Genomic DNA, 20,576 nt, shown 5'->3' with positions numbered 1-20,576 from the left:
CCTCCGAATTAACAAATCGATTGTTGGGACAAATCGAAGTTTTGTGTCGAAAACAAAAACTGTAAATCAAGACATATGAGTTGTACGATTATATTGCCCGTTGTAAATTTCCCTACTTATCCGTTGATGGAACGCCGTGTGCGATGAAAGTCGCTTGCACGGTGTAGGCTCGAACGAAATCCCTCACAAACAGAAGGGAATAAGTCGAGAATAGCAATATCAATCATGCCCCTATCGTAGTTAATCCTATTCCGAATCAAACGATGACCCCTGACGAGCGATTGTTACATGTTCCCCTGGCAGGGATTTTTTCCGACCCTGACCTAGATCCTCTGACCTACTCAGTTACTTCGAGTGAAGCAAGCATCGCTACAGCCTCTGTTATAAATGTATTTGAATACGTAGAAATTGCTAGGCTCACTGACAAAAGTGGTGTCGTTACAGTAACCATCACAGCCACCGATGGCCATGGGGCATCGGAATTTACGACTTTCACAGTCACTTTGAAATAGCCATTTCTGGAGATTAAGGACCATGTAAAAGAAGAACTTCCATTAACGTTCCCTTGGGTTATCCCAGGGGGAATTTTTTTAAGAACTGAGATTGCCGCTTTGCTGACCCTACTTAACAAATCGTGTGTTTTGCAAAATTTGGATCTTTTGCTAAAATACCAATCATAAAATACTGTCCTGGAGGGCTTATGAACACCGAAGAATTGAAGCAGTTTGTTAAAACTCACCGAGTCATTGAACAAACAATTGATGGATTTTGGAATTACATTAACAATTGGAAAACTGACAACCCTGATTCATTTTTAAACGCCTTTGATGTTATTGATCCTGCCTCATTAAAAGTCGGTGTGAAAAAGATATCACTTACCATCAACTATCTTTTTGAGGATGAATACGTTCAGTCTTATGCCAGTATCCATCACAATGGCACTGAGGTAGCTGTATATCACTATCTGATTTCATTCAATGGAGAGTGTATTGATGACGTTCTAAGTTGGGAAATCTTAGATTAGCTTTTTGCTATGCAAAATTACCGATGTGGTAATAGCCGCTGAATTCTGGCATATGATCAAACTGCCATCGCTGCAATGGCTTCACAACGAGTTGGTAATCCTTGAAAATCGTGTATGCTCCATCGATCCAGTCATTTACTTTAAGTCCGTGTTCCCGGATGTCTTTCAAAATTTCCGTAACTGCATCCTCTGCTGTGACTAAAGTGGCTCCCGCACCTGCTGGCAATTGCGGCGTGAATGTCCATATTAATGCGCAATCAAGCATCGTTTTTTCCACTTAACCAATACGTTAAATTTTACAAATGTTCAAAATATTACCTAATTCAACTACCAATTTTATGTTATCCTCAACTCGCAGAACAAAATATTCAAGATTTTTGAAAGGATGAGAAATCATTAAAATAAAATTGATTGAAGATATTCCTTTTTGTACACAAAATGAAAAACCTGTTTGCCTAGATATCATTATGCAAGATGATCCTCCTGAACGTCCTATGCCTGCGATCATCTATATCCATGGAGGCGGTTGGATGAGAGGAGATAAAGCCGCGGAAGGAGGACGCAGTTGGAATGCGCGATTTGCCAAGCACGGTTTTGTATGTGTCAACATTAATCATCGTCTAAGTGGAGAAGCCAGCTTTCCAGCACAAATACATGATGTAAAAGCAGCCGTACGCTGGGTGCGTGCTCATGGTCGTGAATACAGTATTGATCCGTCAAAAATTGGGGTATGGGGTCACTCTTCTGGTGGTCATTTGGCTGCCTTACTTGGGACATCAGCCTCGATCGCTGAGCTTGAGGGAATCGGTGGAAATGAAGAGTATTCAAGTGAAGTACAAGCTGTGTGCACCCTATCTGGACCAACTGATCTTTCCAAAATGGGCGGCTGGCATGATCTCCCGAATTCGCCAGATGCTAGACTGTTTGGCATTAAAACCTTAACAGAAAATATAGAATTAGTATCGCGAGCAAACCCCATGAGGTATATACACAAGAAGACTCCGCCTTTTTTTATTGTCCACGGTGATGCGGATAGCATCGTTCCAATCAATCAGTCCGAGTTATTGTATGAGGCGCTTGATGATGTTAGCTTTCTTCGTATCAAAGGTGCCGATCATGGACTTATCGGTGGAAATATGTCAATGGATGAGATACTGAATTCCATTCTTGCATTTTTTCAAAAACAATTGATGGGAACAAAGGAATCAGAATACATAATCAAACAAAGTCGTAACGATGAAAAGAATCTGATCCAATACTTCCTAAACGACGCGCTTGAATCTAGTAAATAGAGGATTCTAAATGAACTGCTGGAAGCTACGTGAATTGCTCCATTTGGCAGCTCGTTTATTCACTACACAATGTGCCAATCAATCTCCCAATTTGACCAGCTTACCATATGTTAAAGTTGCCCATTGTAAAATCCTTTGTATCCGTTGATGGAACGCCGTGTGCGATGAAAGTCGCCCGCACAGTGTAGGCTCGAACGAAAACCTCAAATACAGAAGGGAATAATTGGAAGTAAAATAACGATTACCGTAACAGCTCACGACGGCAAAGGAGGCACAATCTCCAGCAAGTGGCTTATCATTTGTAGATAACTTCCTTCCATCAACGACCCTCGGGTAATCCGGGGGGTTTTTGCTTCAATCCTCCACTAATTAATACTTCTTCCATTTCTCCTATGCAGCGAAGCACAAAATCTCCCTGAGAAGCAGCATTTTTTAGTTCTCTTCCGCAAGACTTTACAAACTTGTTATTGGAAACATTTTGCATACTTTTTCGTCTTACCTTTTAAACAAGAAGGAGTGGCTCTGATGAAGAAGCTTTACTTTTTGTCGTTTCTTTTACTAGCATCTGGCTGTTCTAATAACTCTCTTGAATTACAATCAACCAAAATTGAGTTAGAACAGGTGAAACAACAAAATACTGAATTGGAGCTTGAATTAAATAAACTCAGTAAGGAACTTGAGTCAAAGCAAAAAGAATATGAATTGAGAAATATACTGGACATCAAAGCAAGAGAAATATTCCGCCTAATGGCCGAAAACAAGGAAACAGAATTGCGTGCACATCTTTCAAAAAAGCTGACAGCTATGAATAAAACCATCACATATTTTGTTGATGATCAACAAGTATCTGTACCTTTTGTAACTGACAGAGGCACTTTTCGACAACGGTTCTATTCATTGGACAAAGAAGATTCCTTCATTACCGGTTATGAGGTTTGGCATCCAGGTGGTAGACAGTCTATTCTTATCCTTCATTTTGTTCTCAAAGACAACGACTGGATGCTAGATGAAATCAATACTGACATTTGACTATTTTGACAAACTGAGCATTTTGTATAGTCACATTCATATGCTTTTGGTTAAGTAGCCAACCAAATGAGTTAACTTTAGTTAGCAGACAGCAACGATGACGTGACGTATGTTAAAGTTGCCCGTTGTAAAATCCTTTTTATCCGTTGATGGAACGCCGTGTGCGATGAAAGTCGCCCGCACGGTGTAGGCTCGTTCGAATACCTTTGATTAGAGAAGGGAATAAGACGAGAATAGCGAAAAGAAACCAATTAATGATGTTGTAAATGCTGGGGATGGTTGGCATATATCTCATGGTAGATTTATTGATTTTTACTACACCGCCCCCCAGAACGCCACATCTGAGAAAATCGTGCAGTCTACAGACAATGGAGAAACTTGGGAGGATTCTTATCTACCATTAGGGATTAAATCCGTCTCCGTTAATGGGATTCCCAAGCATACTGTACGTGCCGCACAGTTAATGGCAGGAAAAACCTATCTATTTAAAGTTGTCATTATCGGTGGTAAGAACGAAGGCGAATCAAATGTTATTACTCACACAGTAAGTTAATCCATCAACGGCCCTCGGAGATAGTCCGGGGGTTATTTTCTCTGTGAACATTTTGAGCATTTGGTTCAACTGCCTTGACCAATGACGGTACCTTCACTCCTCTCCTCGCTTCTTACCACAAAAGCTGGTCAATCCATCGTCAACTGGTATCAAGCATGTGTTTACTCATAAAAAAAGACGCAGTTCGCGTCTTTTCTGTCTTACCTATTCTATTTCTTTTGTCAAATCACCAATCAGCTTACGCTTTATTTTTCGAATGCAGCTCAGCTTCAATTCGGGATTCCTTCGAAGTTTCTCCCATGCGCCAGTAAGTGATCAAGCTAATGGCGATACAGCCAGCTACGTAGTAATAAAACAGAGATTCGGAGCCGATGTTTTTGAGCCCAAGCGCAATGAACTCAGCTGTACCACCGAATACGGCTACTGTAATTGCGTAAGGGAACCCTACCCCAAGTGCACGAATTTCAGTCGGGAATAGCTCGGCTTTTACAATGGCATTAATGGAGGTGTAGCCTGTGACAATGATCAGTCCAACCATCATCAGCAGGAATGCAACCATCGGGCTCTTCGTTTGCTCCATCAAGAGAAACATTGGTACCGTAAACAGTGTTCCCAGAATACCGAACGCCATCAAGAGCGGGCGGCGGCCGATTCGGTCAGACAGCATGCCAGCGATCGGCTGGAGCACTACGAATACCAGCAAGGCAGTAAAATTGATCCAGCTTACCGTTTCCTTAGGAAGGCCGACGGTATTAACCATGAATTTTTGCAAATACGTCGTGTACGTATTAAAGGCGATCGTTCCACCAAGCGTCAGTCCAACGACGGTCAGAACCGCTTTTGGATACTTCATCAATGCACGAAGAGTTCCCGCGCTTTCACGTGTCTTATTCTCCATTTTCGTGAATTGCTCCGATTCATCCATTGAACGGCGCAGCCACAATACAGCCAATGCTCCGAGAGCACCGATTACGAACGGAATACGCCAGCCCCATGTGTGCATATCGGCTTCACTGAGTACTTGCTGGAGAATGATCTGAACACCGAGTGCCAGAAGCTGACCAGCAATTAGGGTCACGTACTGAAAGCTGGAATAGAAACCACGGCGACCACTACTGGCCATCTCAGACAGGTACGTAGCGGAAGTTCCATACTCTCCACCAAGCGATAAACCTTGCAATAGCCGTGCGAGAACGAGAATAATAGGAGCAAAAATACCAATTGTGCTATACCCCGGTGTTAATGCAATAATCAACGATCCACTAGCCATGACCGTGATGGATAGAGTCAAGGCTGCGCGTCTACCGTGACGGTCTGCGTAACGACCCATCAACAGACTTCCCAGTGGTCGCATCAGAAATCCGATGGCGAAGATAGCAGCTGTGTTAAGAAGCTGGCTCGTCGTGTCTCCCTTTGGGAAAAACTCTGACGAGAAGTACACAGCAAAAGCAGAATAGACGTACCAGTCGTACCATTCGATCAGGTTACCGATCGAACCCTTGAAAATGTTGCCCGTAATGCGTCGCGTATTCGCGCGATCATTCGTCTGATTCACTCTGAATCCTCCTTGTTGTCGACTCTGTTTCGAAACCTTACCTCTTTTCTGCAAGAATGTAACCGGTTTCAACTTGTGCTCGTATAAACATAAAAGCAAATTGCATGCCAACTCGTCCCACTGGGAATCAATACTAATGTCTCACATACGATGGAACCCTATTTTACAAAGAATTTTTAGACGCGCCCGAATATTTTTGCAAAAGCAGGAGAGTTGCTAAAACAATCCTTGGCACAAAAAACCGGCAAAAAAATCCGCTTGATACGGAAGTTTTTGCCGGGTCTATTGATTAAAGCGGACTTTTTATCCTCTATTGGCAGATAAAACTATGGATTCGCCTTTTCTGTGTAAAATTTTGCTGCTCCCGGATGGAGCGGTACCACCAGATCCTTCCCCGCTTCCTTCCTGTCAATTTGATTGGCAGCCTCATGTGCTTCTTGCAAGACATCCAGATTTTCGAAGAAAGCCTTGGTTAGCTTGTAAACTTGATCTTCTGTTAAATCTGAGCGAACGAGAAGAATATTGCGGATTGCCACAGTCGGAATGGGCTGGTTGTTTTTGTAAATACCTGCAGGGAGCTGCGCTTTTTCAAAAAACGGAAACTGCTTCGTGAGCTTCTCAATGGTATCCGACTGTATGGGAACAATCACGACTTCATTTGTGCTTTGCAAATCCAGGACAGCAGAATTAGGAAGGCCCGAGGTGACAAAAGCAGCGTCAATGGCATTATTCTTCAACTGATCAATCGCTTCCGCGTATGAGAGGTATTCAGGCCGGATGTCTTTGTAAGTGATACCATGCTCCCCTAGAATCATGCGTGCATTCACCTCTACACCGCTGTTCGGAGCACCTACCCCGACTCGCTTGCCTTTCAGATCGTTTACCGAGTGTATCGAGCGATCTTTTAACGTTACGATTTGCACATAGTTCAAATAAAGTCCAGCCATTGAACTCAGATGCTTAGCAGCGCCGCTCGCTTGAAAGCTTTCCTGCCCGCCAAGCGCAAAAGCAGCGACATCCGACATAGCGAACGCCACGTCGGCCTTATTATTTTCCAGAAGGCGAACATTTTCCACCGAGCCGTCAGTAGAACGCACCGCAGCATTATATCCGAGCTTATCTTTATACACCTTGGCCAACGCACTGCCAATTGTGTAATACGGCCCGGGAGCTCCACCTGTTGCGATCGTTACAAATGCTTGCTCGCTGCCCTGACCGACTGGAGCCAGGTCCGTTTTTTTCATACACCCACTCATCAAAAATGCCAGGACGAAGCTGGACAGTGCAATCCAAATCATGATTGTTCTCATTCTGGGCCTCTCAAATATTGCTTCAGCTTTTCGCGTAGTCCCCGCTCACTAATGGATAATTGTTTAGCTGTGTTCAAACGATGACCTTCATTCTGCTCAAGTGTGAAGAGAATATACATTCTTTCAGCCTCAGCAAGCGTTAGCCCTTCTGGAATCAAAAGACCACGCTGTGTCTCTTCTTCTCCTGCTGCGCCGCTTCTAGCTTTGCGTAGGGATTCGGGAAGTTCCTCAGGCTGAATCACATCATTTTCCGAAAGCGCTACGGCGTATTCCACCATATTAGACAGCTCGCGGACATTTCCGGGATATGCATAATCATACAGCCTGCGTTTGGCATCAGGACTAAACGTTTTCGTGCGGACGCCCATATTCGCCGAGTACAGGGCTAAAAAATGCTCGATAAGCAGTGGTACATCCTCTTTGCGCTCACGCAGCGGCGGAAGATGCAGGGGGATCACATTCAGGCGATAGTAGAGGTCCTCGCGAAAATTCCCCTTGGCAACTTCTGTTTGCAGATTCCTATTGGTCGCGGAAATTATCCGAACATCTACTTCCTTTGGCTGCTGGGAGCCGATCGGGGTAACTACCTTTTCCTGAATCACTCGCAATATTTTGGCTTGCAGCGAAAGCGGCATCTCGCCAATTTCGTCCAGAAAGATGGTGCCCCCATCTGATCGTTCAAATAAGCCCTGCTGCTTTTGATAGGCACCCGTAAAAGCACCCTTTTCGTGTCCGAACAGCTCACTTTCCAGCAAAGGCTCGGGGATTGCCGCACAATTGATGACGGAAAAAGCACCTCTCTGCCGAAATCCTTGAAAATGGATAGCGCGGGCCACTAACTCCTTACCCGTACCGCTTTCTCCTGTGATCAATACATTGGAATTAATGTCCTTTACCTTTTCGATCAATTGGAATACCTTCTGGATGCCACTGCTCTTGCCGATGATGCCTGCATAGGTTTCCTGCTGCCGAACCGCTTGGCTGAGTACCTGAACCTGACGATGGAGCTGTTGAAACGTGAGGGCCTTGGTCAGAAGCAGCTTGACCTCGTCCAAATTGAGTGGCTTGGACAGGTAATGATAGGCACCGGCTTTCATCGCTTCGACGGACGATTCAATTGAACCATACGCCGTCATGATAATCACCACTACCTCCGGCTTTCTTTCTTTGATCACACGGAGAAGATCGATACCATTTGCCACGCGTAAATTCAGATCGAGCAAGACACCGTCGATATGCTCCTCGTCCAGCAGTCTCAAGCCTTCCTCAGGTTCCGAAGCAGTAAGCACACGGTATTCATCCTCAAGTGCAAAGGAAAGCGAGGAACAAATAGCCCGCTCGTCATCAATGATCAATATGTTCATCAGCAATCTCCTCCCTTTGAAAATCGTAGTAGGAAGGTTGTCCCTATACCCACATCACTTTTCACTTCAATTCCTCCGCCATGATCGTTCATGATTTTCTCGCAAATATACAGGCCAAGTCCAATCCCTTGGCTTTTTGTCGTATAGAAAGGCTGGAACATTTGTTGCATTTCATCCGTCTCAATGCCGGAGCCCGAATCGGAAATAGCCAGGTAGACCATTCTCTCATCCTGCAGGGTAGATATAGTCAATCGCTTGTCCTGTGAGTGAGCCATAGCCTCGATCGCATTGAGAATCAGATTGATCAGCACCTGCTTGATGCGATCACGATCTACAAGCACTTCCAATTCGGGAGATATATCAATGGCAGTCCTAATCCCCTCGTTTTCGATTCGTTTCGTAAATAAGCCCAACACCGACTGAACCAGGTCGAATAGCTTCACCCATTTTTTCTGGACAGGCTTTTCTCGTGAATAATCTAACAAATCCTCAATGATCCGGTTCATCCTAGCTACTTCTTCTGGAACATGCTCCAGGAGTTCTGCCCGAAAACGGGAATCATCAAGCTTTTTGGGAAGCAATTCGGTAAAGGTTTTGATGGCTGTCAGCGGATTGCGGATTTCATGGGCAATCCCTGCAACGAGCTCTCCCAAGGCACGCATTTTTTCCTGTGCGATCAATCGTGCTTGCAGATGCTTCTGCTCTGTCCGATCCTGCAGACAAAGAATTCCGCCTACCTGCTCCCCCACTGAATTAACTAAGGATGCGGTATAGTAGTAAACGATCCGGCCTGTTCCATCCCCGAGGTGGAGCTCTCCTTCTAGATAGTGCCGATTCCCCGAACCCAGTACCTGTTGAACCGGTAGCTGGGGTAAGCAGTCCAACACATAAATCTCTGCTGGCTGTTTATTCAATCCCAGCAATTTTCGTGCTGCCCGATTAATCAGTGTTATTCTCCCTGCTTGGTCAAAAGACAGAATCCCATTGTCCACGCTGTCCAGCACTTTCGTTTGAAAAGCAAAGCTGTCCGCCAATGCAGCTGTCTGAAGCTTAACCTCTCTTTGCAAACGTTTATTCCATAGAAAGCTTGCTGCCAGAACGAACACAACCAGCCCCATCACGATAAGCAAGCCGTACACAAGCTTGCGCCACCATTCGATCGCCAAAGCATTATAGGGTTCGAGGTACTGGGAGTATAAAGACTCATAGGTGCCGTTTTGATGCAGCTCTGCCAAGCCTTCATTCAGCTTGTTCAACAGCTCATAATTGCCCTCTCGCACAGCAAAAGCATAATCGGATGGCGGAATCAGCCCCGTACGAATCCGGTAGTCTTGCTGGTTTCCAGCTTTTTGCAGAACGTATTCAGCGGTCCACCGGTTTCCCAGAAAAACATCGGCTCTCCCTACAAACAGCATCTCCATCGCATCAGGTTGGTTAAAGGCGACCAGCAGCTTGCCACCTCTGATGCTTTCTAATTGGGAGATTCCTGCGTCGTCTCGTTGAACTGCAACCACTTTCCCTCTCAGATCATTGATCCCAGATATATCGCGGGTTGCTAAAGGGACGACCAGAGCGTCAGCCATCGTCAAATAGGAATCACTAAAGTCAAAAAAGGTATCGCGCGTGCTCGTATATTTCATCCCGACAACCAGATCCAGCTGTCCCGCTTTTAACTGGATTACGGTATCCTCCCATTCCAGAGGAACGAATTGAATCTGATAGCCGTGAAGCGTAGCCATTTTCCGAATCAGATCGATATCAAAACCGGCTGGCTCGCCGTACTTATCCAAATAAGATAAAGGTGGTAAGCTTTTGTCGAAGCCAACTCTAATCAGGCGTTCTTCTTGCGCTTCCGCCAGTCCGGGCAGAAAGGAGTAGAGCGTTATCGTTAGTAAAATCATGAGCATACCTACCTGCCGCAAAAATAACCACCCCCAACATATGAACATCAGCACATAGCATTTCAAATTCCTATTATGGACGATATGAGCAGCCTTGAAAAGAACTCTCCCCCTGGCAGCTGGTTAAAAAGGCTGTGGAAATAGAAAAGAGAATGCCTTCATCCGTAAAGAAAGGAGGGGCATTCTCTTTGTAGTGGCATTGGCAGCGGCACCAACCGTATCACCGATTCGTTAACATCGTCGAAGGTGTAGCTGTCCTCACGAAAATGAGAGCGTCAAAAGCTTTTGCCGGTATCATTTGCAAGGTGTACATCTTTTCTATTGATCCATACCATCCACTAAAGACGGCACCAATCGCACTAACGGGCTGAGGACGATTCAGATAAGCCGTAACTGCTTCATCATGTTTTGCCTTGGTAAAATCCAGGAATCCATCTGTCCATTTTGTATTTGCAAACAGAGTAGCTAAACGATGATTCCCGCTATTTTTGACATAAAATTCTTTTTGTTCGTTGGTCGTTGCGTCATTTGCAAGAAACTTGCTTTCGTAAAATTCGCTTCCGATCGCGTAGTATTCGTCCCCGAACGCTTTTGCTAGATGCGCTCCCATGCAGGTAACGATTCCCATGGTTGTGGAAGTTTTTTCAATATGTCCGTTATGTCCGGCGATGAACAGGTTTTGTCGTCCATCATACTTCTTTTCAAAGGATAAAATCCATTTCACTTTCTCAGCCATATAGTAATCGCGCGTGCTGCTATAATTTATATTCATTCCACGCAATGTAGCATTTTGCTTGATCGACTCGGCAAAGGCTACTGCCAGATCGAAATCTTTCTCAGAGCTTTTTGCGATATAAGCAGATTTGTTTTCATGCATTTGCTTCATCAGGCTGCTAATATGAGAGAGCCCCTCCTGCACGATGGCTGGCTTCTGATCATATACCGTTTTATCATTCAGATTCGCCAGCGCTGACTCATATTTTGCAGCAAGTGGCGGGTCCACCTTTTTCATGTACGTGAATAGCCCGTTTTTGTTCTGGTCATAGCGCTGCATATCAAAGCCGTAAAAATGAACTTTATTTCCTGCAGTCGCTTGCTCATTATAGGAGCGCATCCAGGAGAGCAGCTCAGCCATTTCTTTCGTATTGTAAATCGTAAAGCCGATCGCCCTCGCAGCTTCCTCGGCTGTCCCACTTCCTCCTCCTATGTATTCATTCACCTTCTGTCCTCCACCGAAATCTCCCTCGATGGCAAAGACGCGAAAGCCTTGTTGTTCCACCAAATGCTTAAAAACATCTAATTTCAGCGTGGTAAACTGCTTGTTTCCATGTGTAGCCTCTCCAAATCCTATGATGGTTTTCTTTGGCAGTTCCATTTTTGCAACGGGAACTAGACTTGATTGCAGAGACTGTTGTAGTGGGTTCGCCTGCTGAGAATGGAAGCCAGTCAGCATACTCATCATGAGGAGCGAGCATATTGCAATCAGGAGCTTTTTCTTCATATCGATCTCTCTTTCTTGAGCTGCATTGGTACAACATCTCACGTTTTGGTTTTTCTTACCATTTACACCATTATACACTCGATCAATGCTGTTTACCTATATCAAATTTTTTCAAGTCAGTGAGTCTGATCGCAATAACAAAAAAACCACCCGCAAAAGGTGGTCAACATGGTTTGGTAGAGTCTATTAACGCGTGGATGGGACAGACATTGCAGCTAATGCTTTCAGCGCATACTCTAATTCGACATCTTTTCCTTGTACATATTTTGCATGAAAGGTTTCCTCATTTAATGGGATAAGCACATCGGGAACTCCCCCACCTTGTCCCTGACCATTACTGTCACCTTGAATAATATAGTCTTGATTTAACGACCTTCCATCAGGGAAATGGACGATGTAGCCCTCTGGCATCTCAGCTTCAATCGGACTGCTAACCACACCAAATGAACCATTCGTCGTCGTAAAACCTACGCTTTTTACGTGGGGCAAGCCCTTTAGCAGGATTGGCAGCCCTTCTCCTGAACTAGCAGTTTTGTTGTTCATGATAATGGCAATGTTTCCATCGTATTGAGGTGCGGTGGGCACGACTATACGCGTCTCAAAAGGATTGAGCTCAAAGCTACCCGTTACTCGATTGTAATAGCTGACATGCTCATAGGTGGTTTCCTTAGGAACAAATAAACCTGCAATGGCTGCAACCAAATCATCACTACCGCCTGGATTATCCCGAACATCAATAATTAAGCCCTTGGTGTTCTGACTGTGAAACCAATTCAATATTTCCTTCACTTTTTTTACAGGATCTGGAACTGTCTCGTTAGGCAGAAAGTATCTGATTTTCAAGTAACCGTATCCGTCCCCGACGATTTCGGCATCAATGGGATTATCTTCTTTTTTCCATTTTACTCTCGTTTTCTTTAAGGTTTCATAATTGTCGTCATACGCTTTTAAAATGAGCTTGGTGCGCTTACGATCGTCTACATTCTGATATTCAACAGGAATCTCTTTTCCAATGGGGGCGCGAACCATAAACCTGCCTCGATTATAGTTTATATCTCCCTCAGTTCCCATCGGATTTTCGCTCCAGGTGGCTTGTTGATAAGCGTCCTTCGTTGCTTTCCCATCCCATGTAATGATTTCTGCGCCTACCTTTATTCCATGTTGTTCAGCAGGGCTTCCTTCCACAACCAAATTCACTAAAACCTTGCCATTATCCAGCTGAATCGTGCTGATGCCAAGCCGCCACCAGCTTCTCTTTTAAATACTGGATTATCCTCATACAGATTTTCGTTCCTGATTTTGATATGACCATCTCGAAAGGAAAATAGATATTCCCGCAAAGTTTGGTAGTAAAGGTCTTTGTTTTTTTCTTCCTCTGCCTTTTTAAAAAGGGGTTCGTACTTTTCCTTCAAACCCTGCCAGTTAACCTGCTTCCACTCGCCAAATGGGTATTCTCTGGATAATCGCTCATTTAACAAAACAAATGCTTGCGAATAGCTCATTTCACTAAATTCACTGACTGGATTGTACCTGAGTTCTCCAGCATACGTAGGCGTGCTTAGCAGAACGATAATGCCGGCTACGCAAAACAATGCCCTCACGATTTTAAACCTAGGCTCAGACGAGGAACGCTTGAATACGCTCTTAATCGTGCACAAGAAAACAATCAAGGTTACGGCATAGAATACGAGCGCCAGTAAGGTGGTATCACCATATAGAAAACTGACAATGGCAATCAGCAGAGCTACGCTCGGTAAAAAATCGAGCAAACGGTGAGGTTTTCGAAAAGGAAGACCATACCTGAAGAAAACCAGTACATTCGTGAAAAAAAGTATCGTTTCAAAAACTGTGAACCAAGTAAACGATGTAACGAAATGGATCAAGAAACTCATGCTACCGTTCCTCCCTCAAAATTTCAAGCCTGTGCAAAGCGTAGAGGAGAAATATGAACGGAGCATGAACAAAAAATTTTACTTTGAAGTTGTATAGTTTGCGGGAAGTGTAACGGTTATCGTCGTTCCTTTGCCAACCGTGCTTTTTACTTCAATGGTTCCATGATGGATCGTAATGATTTGCTTCACGATAGCGAGACCTAGACCGTTACCTTTGCTGCTTCGCGATCGATCCGTTTTGTAAAAGCGTACGAAGATATGATTAAGCTCTTCTGGAGGAATTCCGATACCCGTATCTGTGATTGTGACAGCATATTCATTGCGGTTTGCTGTAAGCTCGATTTGAATCTGCCCTCCTTGTGGCGTGAATTTGATGCTGTTACCGAGCAGATTCATCCATACCTGGTTGAGCTGATCCTGGTCCGCATTTATTTTGACAGCTTCTGGCAGCATCAAGTCAATCAGGATGTTCTTGGATGACCATAACGGCTCACTCCTGACCACTACCTGCCTGATTTGCTCGTCAAGATGAAACGTCGTAGCTGTAAAAGGATGATGGTTTGATTCGAGGGATACGAGGCTCAGCAGTTGATCACTCAGCCTGGAGAGCCGCTCACTTTCTGTCAAAATGATATCGATATAACGCTCCCGATTGTCAGCGGCTGCCAGATGCTCGCATTTCAACGCTTTGGCAAAACCAGTGATGGATGTTAGCGGAGATTGAATTTCATGAGAAACATTGGATACAAAATCTTGTCGCATCTGCTCCAGCTGTCTCAGCTCACCTGCCATTTGCCTAAAGCTATGAGCGAGCGCGCCCAGCTCATCTGAACGATTTATGTTCACATCAACCTCGAAATTGCCCTTTGCCAGCTGATTCGTCGCTTCCGTCAGTGTTTTGAGCGGCTTCACGAGATATCTGGCGGCTATGAGATAGCAAATGCTACCGGTGACCAGCACCAGTGCTAGAACCGTTAAAAATAGCTGAGTAATCGTTTCTTCATTTTTGGAGGAAGGTAGTAGAAACAAAGCATATGGTTTATCCTGCATCGGCAGTGGCATTCCGATAAACTCAAGGTCCGAGCCATCCGGCGGCAAATAACGCTGACCTCCCAATACGGTTTGAATCGCGTCTTGAGGGATTGTATGTGGACCTTTGTCGTCTGTAATCAACTGCCCAGCTTCGTTGAAGAGAAGAATAGGGTTTGCAGTTAACGCTTCCATATTCCTCGTAAATGAGTTCAATTCAGGATACTTGCTCTGTTCATAAACGCGTATAATATTCTCGCCAATGGCAGTTATTTCACTTCTTTGCAATTCATCTAGCTCTTTCTCGTAAACAGCAAGACTGATAAGGGAGGAAGTGAGAATGGCTATAAGTATGACGGCTAAAAAAGTCAACACGAGACGCAAATACAGTGTCTTTATCATGCGTTCACCACTAACCGATATCCGAGACTGCGGGCAGTTTCAATGCGAAAGTGCTCGGAGTCGCCTGCGAACCTTTCACGCAGCCTTTTGATATGCACATCGACTGTCCGATCATCACCTTCATAATCCCTGCCCCAAATCTGCACAATCAGCTGTTCGCGGGTGAAAATTTGTCCTGGATGACTGGCTAGCTTAAAAAGCAGCTCGAATTCTTTGAGTGGCAGTGTCAGTTCTTCATCACCACGCGTTAGCTTGTAGGTTAACCGATCCAGTACAATACCACCAAGACGGATTTTTTGGGAAAAGGCAATGCGATACCGCTTCAATAGGGCTTTGACGCGCATAACTAGCTCCAATGGATCAAATGGCTTTGTGACATAATCATCGGTTCCAAGCTGGAAGCCTTTCACCTTTTGCAACGACTCACCTATGGCTGTCACCATGAGAATGGGGATGTCAGGATAGTCATTCTTAATGCGCTTGCACAGCTCCCAGCCATCCAAGTTCGGAAGCATTATATCCAGGATGACGAGATCAATTGGTAAATGCTCTACAATCGCAAGCGCCTCGGTTCCGTTCGTTGCCTCTTCTATTTCAAATCCTTCGCTTCGTAAAAACAGACTGATCAGCTCACGGATGTGTGCTTCGTCGTCTACAATCAGTATTTTGCTCATGCTATCGTTGCACTCCTTCAAGAATTCCCTGAACTTTACAATAATAAAAACGGATATGTTCTGTAAACCGTTACCGTCAGGTTTGCAACAATAAAAAAAGCACCCATGTCGGATGCTCTAAGGCAGTTTTAATGAGGTTTGGATATTTTGTTGATCCAGCTTAATTTGCTCATTAACATTCCACGGATGATACCAGCCTCGTTCAATCATATACATGCTGATTTTCTCTTGTAGGTCAATCGCTTCCTCCAATTGCTTTGTAAGTATTTCTTTTATCTCAGGAGTACCGGTTTCCGTTAGGGCCATGGCGTAATTTCTCACTCCACTCTTGGCAGAAATCAACAAGTCCATGGCGACTACTTGATCAGTCATGCCGCCCATTCCTACTAAGCTTTGAATGATGTGGTTCATGTACTGCGCGCGCCTCCCTTATGTATTTGCTTTTGTCAGTAGTAAATTTAATTCCTGGAGCTGTCTTGTCGAAACTTCTACATCCTCTGCCAAAAGCTGTTTCAGTGTTTCGTCTGTAACCAAGCCCTGCATGGTTTTGGACTTTGTCATACATACGGATTTAAAAGCAGCAATCTCATGCAATTCTAGTTGCTCGTGTAAAGCATACGCCATCGCAGCTTGCTCCTCCATTCATAGTGAACGATCAGGGTTTTAAAATAACCTTGATGCAATTGTCCGTTTTGGTATCGAACACTTCATATCCGCGCTTCGCTTCGCTCAAAGGGATGACATGTGTAATGATGTCTCCAGGGTCCACTTTTCCCGTTGCAATCAGCTCGTACATATACGGCATATAGTGGATTACTGGTGCTTGTCCTGAGCGAATCGTGATGTTTCTTTGCATGATATCACCGAGAGGGAATGCATTATATCGTCCACCGTAGGCGCCGGTAATTTGTATCGTGCCACCCTTTCGTACCGCTTGCGACGCAATTACCACTGCACCAAGTGCGCCACCTTGTAATTTTAGGCCACTCGCAATAAACTCCAGATCAGTCATCTTTCCGTCCATTCCAACTGCATCGATGACAATATCAGCCCCGCCCTGCGTAATCTCTTTTAGGTGGTTTCCAATGTTTTGCTCTTGCTCGAAGTTTATCGTTTCTACGTTATTCGTACGTTTTGCGTGCTGCAACCGATAATCAACATAGTCAACCGCGATCACACGCTTGGCGCCCTTTAACCAGCAAAACTTTTGTGCAAGTAGGCCAACGGGTCCACATCCCAATACAATTACTGTATCTCCATTCTTCACACCTGCATTATCTACGGTCCAGTATGCGGTCGACATCGCATCGGAAATCAGACAAAGCTTCTCATCTTCCACTTCACAGTCCTCAGGAAGTTTGAAATGAGTAAAATTAGCAAAGGGCACACGCAAATACTCCGCTTGTCCCCCTGGATACCCTCCAGTAGTACCCGAATATCCAAAGAATGCCCCCATGTCTCCGTGTTCGTTTGAATTGTCACATTGGCTTTCTAACTGATTTTTGCAGTAATAGCACTCTCCACATGCAATGGTGAACGGAATGATGACGCGATCGCCTTTTTTGAGTTTAGTCACTCCGGGGCCTACCTCTTCCACGATCCCCATCGGTTCATGACCAATGATGTAGTCTTCCTGCAAATTAGGAATCATTCCATGGATTAAATGCAGGTCGGACCCGCAAATGGCGGTGCTTGTCAGCTTGACTATCATATCGTCAGGCTTCATAATTTTTGGATCAGGAACATCCTTCACGACAATATTTTTAATGCCTTGATACGTCACTGCTTTCATCCATAGTTCCTCCAAATATTAATGTTCATCTGGCGTTCGATCGAACATGCCTTTACGCGAGGTATCCCCGGGGAAAAGCTTCATTTGCCCGATTTGGATGGTATTTATTGCCGAAAGTTGATCCAATTGATACTGTTCATTGAGTTCATAAGGATGAAACCATTTTTTACTGATCATGAGCTGGGCTATTTCTTGGTGCAGGGAAATTGCTTGATGGAGTTGCTTGCGCAGCACAGCTCTCGCCTCAGGCGTTACGGTTTCAGTCAATGCTACCGCAGTGTTTCTGACCCCCTCCTTGGCACGAATGAGAAAGTCCATGGCAAATGTCATATCAGCCAGCTCCGGCATGTTTAATGAATTAATCGGGTCTAGATAATCATGGTTCATTCGAATCTCACCTTCAATTTATTATAGGAGTGGGACGATTTTGTGGAACTGGAGCTTGGAAAGGTGCTTTTTTATAGATAGCCTGAAGCTCGGCAATCGCTTGCGTAGATTGTTCGACGTCCTTTTGCATTAATGCCTTTAACTCCTGATCAAACACAATTCCTTGCATCAATTTTGACTTGGCTAGGCAGAGTGTCTTGAAGTTAAGAGCTTCATGAATTTCTAACGATTCATGAGCAGCAAGCGTGAGTTTGTTCATTCAGCAATCTTCCTCCTTTCGAAGCATGAACAGTAGTATTCTCTCCTTTGCTGGTTTTGATATTCTGTTGTAAAAGGGAGAAAACGCAAAAAAGACCACCAATCGGCGGCCATTTTTCCTGCTTCTACTTATGCAATTCTATTTCAAGTCATTCGTTCACCCACATATCCTGGACATTAAGTGTCGCGAGCGGGTTTGGCTTGACACCTTGAATGCGATTGTTGATGACCTGGAATGTCTTTGCAGAATACAACGGAATCCAGTAAGCTTCATCAACTATCAATTTCTGGATGTCAGCATACACTTTCTGTCTTTCCCCGCTATCCGTTGTTGTGGCACCTTTTTCCAGCAGGCTGTCCAGCTCTTTATTGCTGATGCGGAAAAAGTTTAAACCGCCGATTTGATTGGAATTAAAGAGCAGATCCAAAATATGCGGGTCATTGCTTCCGTGATCAGTTGCCAATAAATCGAATGCCCCTTTTACTGCTTGCGCTGAGGCCGTGGCCATTTCATAGCTTTGAAGCTTCAGATCGATGCCAATTTCTTTCAGCATACTTTGCACAAGCTGATTTCCTGGCTTCGGATTGTCGATGATCATCAGAAGGCTGAGCTCTTTGCCGTCCTTTTCCCTAATTCCTTGCCCTCCTATCTTCCAGCCTGCCTCTTCCAGCAATCGCATCGCTTCCTCTTTGTTGTATTTGTAGCCGTACTGCTCCACTGCTGGGTCGTATCCAAACATTGTAGCTGGGATCGGTCCGTAGACAGGTACTCCCTCTCCTTGCACGTCTGCGATGATTAGCGCTTCTTTGTTGATTGCCAGATTAAGAGCTTTGCGCACGTTGATATCTTGTAAAATCTCATTTTGCAAATTCATGCCGATAAAGTTCTCAACTGGCTGCATCCCTTCCAAGACCGTGAAGTCCTTATCATCCTTGTACTTCTTTACGTCTTTTGCAGGTACATTCGCGATATCAATCGTTCCACTGTCCAGCGCTGCCATCAGCGTTTGATTGTCTTTAATAAATTTGATGACAAGCTTGTCAGGCCGCACTGGCCCTTGATTCTCCACGAACGGAGCTGCCCACTGATAATCTTCGTTTCGAGTCAGCGTAATGGATTCCCCTGTCTTCCAGCTCTCAAACTTCCACGGGCCTACGCCGACGGGATTTCGTCCAAAATCATTTCCGTACTTTTTCAGCGCCTCCATTGCTACTGGCTGCTGGTATCCTCCATAGGCCAAGGCACTTAGCAGTGGAGCAGATGGTTGACTCAACTGAAGAATCAGGGTGGAGTCATCGGGAGCAGAAATGGACTGGATCGCAGTTAGCTCTTGTCCAGAAAGTGGTGAGGCCGTCTTTGGATCCATTGCTCGCTCCATGCTTTGCTTGAAGGAGGATGCCGTCAGCGGTGTTCCATCGTGAAACTTCACGCCCTGGCGCAGTTTAAACGTCCAGGTCTTCCCATCCTCTGAGATTTTGTACGATTCAGCCAGATGAGGCTTCAGCTCAAAGGTGTATGGGTCTTGAACCACCAAGCCTCCTCCCAGAAAGCCGCCTACGAAGTTTCCGGCTGATAGAGCCGTTTTTTGCGGGTCTAATGTATCCGGCTCTGCTTGGTACCCGATTGTAATTGTTCCTCCTCTTTTCGGCGTCAGGCTGTCAGGTGATTTTGACTGTTGATTCTGTGTTTTTACTGATGGAGGCGCAGACGCACATCCTGCTGCAATAAAAGCGAGCATGCAAGTGAACAGTAAGTATTTGATGCGGTGATCCAAGTGCTTTCGTAACACGGCGAGCCTCCTTCTTCTTGGCGTATTCTTTTATCCGCCAATAGTCGTTATCCAGTCGCTAATCCCGTTCTCTCTTGGCAGAAATGATGCGTAAACAGCCATTTCGAGCATGTTTAGCACTTCCAGGCTTCCTTATATACACGGATGAAGTTTTTGCCCATAATCAGCCGGATGGCTTCATCTGTGTACCCCCTCTTGGCTAGTGCCTTAGCAATCTCAGGAACCTGAATATGTCCCTTCACGACGTCAAAATCTTTGCGTTCTGCCTCCGTCATGGCGACTGGTGAATCGTATTTCATAAACGGCTCGATAATATCCAGACCGATTCCCACGTGTTCTACTCCAACGAGAGCGGCGATGTGATCCACATGGTTCAGCAGATGCTCCAGATCGGACTTGTCATCCGAATCCGCTACGAAAATATTGACGCCATTGATCCCAATCACCCCATTGGTTGAAGCGATTGCCTTGATCTGCTCATCCGTCAGATTGCGCATGGAACTGGCGAGTGACCGACAATTGGAATGGGAAGCGATAATGGGCTTTTTAGCAATCTCCATGACATCCCAGAAGCCTTCGTCGTTTAGATGGCTGACGTCGATTATCATCCCCATCGCTTCCGCCGCTTCGATCAATTGCACGCCGAACTCGGTAATTCCGCCCTTCTTCCCCTCACGTACCGGAGAAAAGTGGCTACCGTCTCCTACGAAATTGCGCCTGCTCCAGACGAGTCCCATAAAACGCACGCCCAGTTCATAGAAAATTCGGAGCAAGCTAAGGTCGTTGTACAGCGGGTCGGCTCCTTCAAGAGAGAGAACAAACC

21 protein-coding genes are annotated in these 20,576 nt (G+C 45.1%); 4 read left to right on the top strand and 17 right to left on the bottom strand.

Annotated features, from left to right (window positions below; genetic code table 11):
* Positions 1 to 218 precede the first annotated feature (218 nt).
* Both C3B52_RS38205 and C3B52_RS15670 read left to right on the top strand, forming a co-directional pair.
* Positions 219 to 512 (top strand): Ig-like domain-containing protein, encoded by a 294-nt coding sequence (locus C3B52_RS38205; protein ID WP_164684819.1) that lies wholly within the window; start codon positions 219 to 221, stop codon positions 510 to 512.
* A 188-nt stretch (positions 513 to 700) separates the two neighbouring features.
* Positions 701 to 1,024, top strand: a complete 324-nt coding sequence (locus C3B52_RS15670; RefSeq protein ID WP_103107310.1) for a hypothetical protein — start codon at positions 701 to 703, stop codon at positions 1,022 to 1,024.
* Positions 1,025 to 1,031: 7 nt separating this feature from the next.
* On the opposite strand, the gene C3B52_RS15665 is transcribed toward C3B52_RS15670, so the two are convergent.
* Positions 1,032 to 1,301 (bottom strand): hypothetical protein, encoded by a 270-nt coding sequence (locus tag C3B52_RS15665; protein WP_164684796.1) that lies wholly within the window; start codon positions 1,299 to 1,301, stop codon positions 1,032 to 1,034.
* A gap of 130 nt (positions 1,302 to 1,431) precedes the next feature.
* Here C3B52_RS15665 and C3B52_RS15660 point away from each other — a divergent pair, with 130 nt between their 5' ends.
* Both C3B52_RS15660 and C3B52_RS15655 read left to right on the top strand, forming a co-directional pair.
* Entirely contained in the window at positions 1,432 to 2,316 is an 885-nt protein-coding gene (locus C3B52_RS15660; protein ID WP_103107306.1) for an alpha/beta hydrolase, read from the top strand.
* A gap of 525 nt (positions 2,317 to 2,841) precedes the next feature.
* Positions 2,842 to 3,345, top strand: coding sequence for a hypothetical protein (locus C3B52_RS15655; RefSeq protein ID WP_103107304.1), 504 nt, complete (start codon positions 2,842 to 2,844; stop codon positions 3,343 to 3,345).
* A gap of 791 nt (positions 3,346 to 4,136) precedes the next feature.
* Here the strand turns inward: C3B52_RS15655 and C3B52_RS15650 are convergent.
* From C3B52_RS15650 to C3B52_RS15575, 16 genes are all read right to left on the bottom strand, one after another.
* A complete protein-coding gene (locus tag C3B52_RS15650; RefSeq protein WP_103107302.1) occupies positions 4,137 to 5,453 on the bottom strand; it encodes an MFS transporter in 1,317 nt (438 codons plus the stop codon).
* 326 nt (positions 5,454 to 5,779) lie between these two features.
* Positions 5,780 to 6,763 carry a TAXI family TRAP transporter solute-binding subunit gene (locus C3B52_RS15645; RefSeq protein WP_103107300.1) on the bottom strand — a complete coding sequence of 328 codons (984 nt, stop codon included), beginning with the start codon at positions 6,761 to 6,763 and terminating at the stop codon, positions 5,780 to 5,782.
* Positions 6,760 to 8,127 (bottom strand): sigma-54-dependent transcriptional regulator, encoded by a 1,368-nt coding sequence (locus C3B52_RS15640; protein ID WP_103107298.1) that lies wholly within the window; start codon positions 8,125 to 8,127, stop codon positions 6,760 to 6,762. The genes C3B52_RS15645 and C3B52_RS15640 overlap by 4 nt, the downstream gene beginning before the upstream one ends.
* A complete protein-coding gene (locus C3B52_RS15635; protein WP_235615731.1) occupies positions 8,127 to 10,049 on the bottom strand; it encodes a transporter substrate-binding domain-containing protein in 1,923 nt (640 codons plus the stop codon). Before C3B52_RS15635 ends, C3B52_RS15640 begins: the two co-directional genes overlap by 1 nt.
* A 199-nt stretch (positions 10,050 to 10,248) precedes the next feature.
* Complete coding sequence (locus C3B52_RS15630) at positions 10,249 to 11,529, bottom strand: erythromycin esterase family protein (RefSeq protein WP_103107296.1); 1,281 nt, start codon at positions 11,527 to 11,529, stop codon at positions 10,249 to 10,251.
* Positions 11,530 to 11,715: 186 nt separating this feature from the next.
* Complete coding sequence (locus C3B52_RS15625) at positions 11,716 to 12,726, bottom strand: S41 family peptidase (protein WP_103107294.1); 1,011 nt, start codon at positions 12,724 to 12,726, stop codon at positions 11,716 to 11,718.
* A complete protein-coding gene (locus C3B52_RS15620; protein WP_103107292.1) occupies positions 12,726 to 13,421 on the bottom strand; it encodes a hypothetical protein in 696 nt (231 codons plus the stop codon). Before C3B52_RS15620 ends, C3B52_RS15625 begins: the two co-directional genes overlap by 1 nt.
* 78 nt (positions 13,422 to 13,499) lie before the next feature.
* The gene (locus C3B52_RS15615) at positions 13,500 to 14,852 is read right to left on the bottom strand and encodes a HAMP domain-containing sensor histidine kinase (RefSeq protein WP_103107290.1); all 1,353 of its coding nucleotides are present in this window, start codon (positions 14,850 to 14,852) and stop codon (positions 13,500 to 13,502) included.
* Positions 14,849 to 15,526, bottom strand: a complete 678-nt coding sequence (locus C3B52_RS15610; protein ID WP_103107288.1) for a response regulator transcription factor — start codon at positions 15,524 to 15,526, stop codon at positions 14,849 to 14,851. Before C3B52_RS15610 ends, C3B52_RS15615 begins: the two co-directional genes overlap by 4 nt.
* 117 nt (positions 15,527 to 15,643) lie before the next feature.
* Positions 15,644 to 15,937 carry a spore coat protein gene (locus C3B52_RS15605; protein WP_103107286.1) on the bottom strand — a complete coding sequence of 98 codons (294 nt, stop codon included), beginning with the start codon at positions 15,935 to 15,937 and terminating at the stop codon, positions 15,644 to 15,646.
* Between the two features lie 18 nt (positions 15,938 to 15,955).
* Positions 15,956 to 16,150, bottom strand: coding sequence for a hypothetical protein (locus C3B52_RS15600; RefSeq protein ID WP_103107284.1), 195 nt, complete (start codon positions 16,148 to 16,150; stop codon positions 15,956 to 15,958).
* 31 nt (positions 16,151 to 16,181) lie between these two features.
* Positions 16,182 to 17,318: a zinc-dependent alcohol dehydrogenase gene (locus tag C3B52_RS15595; RefSeq protein ID WP_103107282.1), complete on the bottom strand. Its 1,137-nt coding sequence runs from the start codon at positions 17,316 to 17,318 to the stop codon at positions 16,182 to 16,184.
* A gap of 18 nt (positions 17,319 to 17,336) precedes the next feature.
* Positions 17,337 to 17,705: a spore coat protein gene (locus tag C3B52_RS15590; RefSeq protein WP_103107280.1), complete on the bottom strand. Its 369-nt coding sequence runs from the start codon at positions 17,703 to 17,705 to the stop codon at positions 17,337 to 17,339.
* A 13-nt stretch (positions 17,706 to 17,718) separates the two neighbouring features.
* Complete coding sequence (locus tag C3B52_RS15585; RefSeq protein WP_103107278.1) at positions 17,719 to 17,964, bottom strand: spore gernimation protein GerQ; 246 nt, start codon at positions 17,962 to 17,964, stop codon at positions 17,719 to 17,721.
* 148 nt (positions 17,965 to 18,112) lie between these two features.
* Positions 18,113 to 19,753, bottom strand: a complete 1,641-nt coding sequence (locus C3B52_RS15580) for an ABC transporter substrate-binding protein (protein ID WP_103107277.1) — start codon at positions 19,751 to 19,753, stop codon at positions 18,113 to 18,115.
* A 113-nt stretch (positions 19,754 to 19,866) separates the two neighbouring features.
* On the bottom strand, positions 19,867 to 20,576 hold a 710-nt coding region (locus C3B52_RS15575), incomplete at its 5' end, for a dipeptidase (protein ID WP_103107275.1).

Source organism: Brevibacillus reuszeri (assembly GCF_002897295.1).
Lineage (GTDB): Bacteria > Bacillota > Bacilli > Brevibacillales > Brevibacillaceae > Brevibacillus > Brevibacillus reuszeri_A.
Note: the sequence above shows the minus strand (reverse complement) of the source record. Positions and strands in the feature narration are given on the sequence as shown.

What these genes read in the sequence shown, in the direction of transcription:
- C3B52_RS15615 (WP_103107290.1), bottom strand. Translation starts at nt 14,852, where the DNA reads ATGATAAAGACACTGTATTTGCGTCTCGTGTTGACTTTTTTAGCCGTC.
- C3B52_RS15595 (WP_103107282.1), bottom strand. Translation starts at nt 17,318, where the DNA reads ATGAAAGCAGTGACGTATCAAGGCATTAAAAATATTGTCGTGAAGGAT.
- C3B52_RS15620 (WP_103107292.1), bottom strand. Translation starts at nt 13,421, where the DNA reads ATGAGTTTCTTGATCCATTTCGTTACATCGTTTACTTGGTTCACAGTT.
- C3B52_RS15645 (WP_103107300.1), bottom strand. Translation starts at nt 6,763, where the DNA reads ATGAGAACAATCATGATTTGGATTGCACTGTCCAGCTTCGTCCTGGCA.
- C3B52_RS15590 (WP_103107280.1), bottom strand. Translation starts at nt 17,705, where the DNA reads ATGAACCATGATTATCTAGACCCGATTAATTCATTAAACATGCCGGAG.
- C3B52_RS15605 (WP_103107286.1), bottom strand. Translation starts at nt 15,937, where the DNA reads ATGAACCACATCATTCAAAGCTTAGTAGGAATGGGCGGCATGACTGAT.
- C3B52_RS15585 (WP_103107278.1), bottom strand. Translation starts at nt 17,964, where the DNA reads ATGAACAAACTCACGCTTGCTGCTCATGAATCGTTAGAAATTCATGAA.
- C3B52_RS15670 (WP_103107310.1), top strand. Translation starts at nt 701, where the DNA reads ATGAACACCGAAGAATTGAAGCAGTTTGTTAAAACTCACCGAGTCATT.
- C3B52_RS15655 (WP_103107304.1), top strand. Translation starts at nt 2,842, where the DNA reads ATGAAGAAGCTTTACTTTTTGTCGTTTCTTTTACTAGCATCTGGCTGT.
- C3B52_RS15600 (WP_103107284.1), bottom strand. Translation starts at nt 16,150, where the DNA reads ATGGCGTATGCTTTACACGAGCAACTAGAATTGCATGAGATTGCTGCT.
- C3B52_RS15640 (WP_103107298.1), bottom strand. Translation starts at nt 8,127, where the DNA reads ATGAACATATTGATCATTGATGACGAGCGGGCTATTTGTTCCTCGCTT.
- C3B52_RS15610 (WP_103107288.1), bottom strand. Translation starts at nt 15,526, where the DNA reads ATGAGCAAAATACTGATTGTAGACGACGAAGCACACATCCGTGAGCTG.
- C3B52_RS15630 (WP_103107296.1), bottom strand. Translation starts at nt 11,529, where the DNA reads ATGAAGAAAAAGCTCCTGATTGCAATATGCTCGCTCCTCATGATGAGT.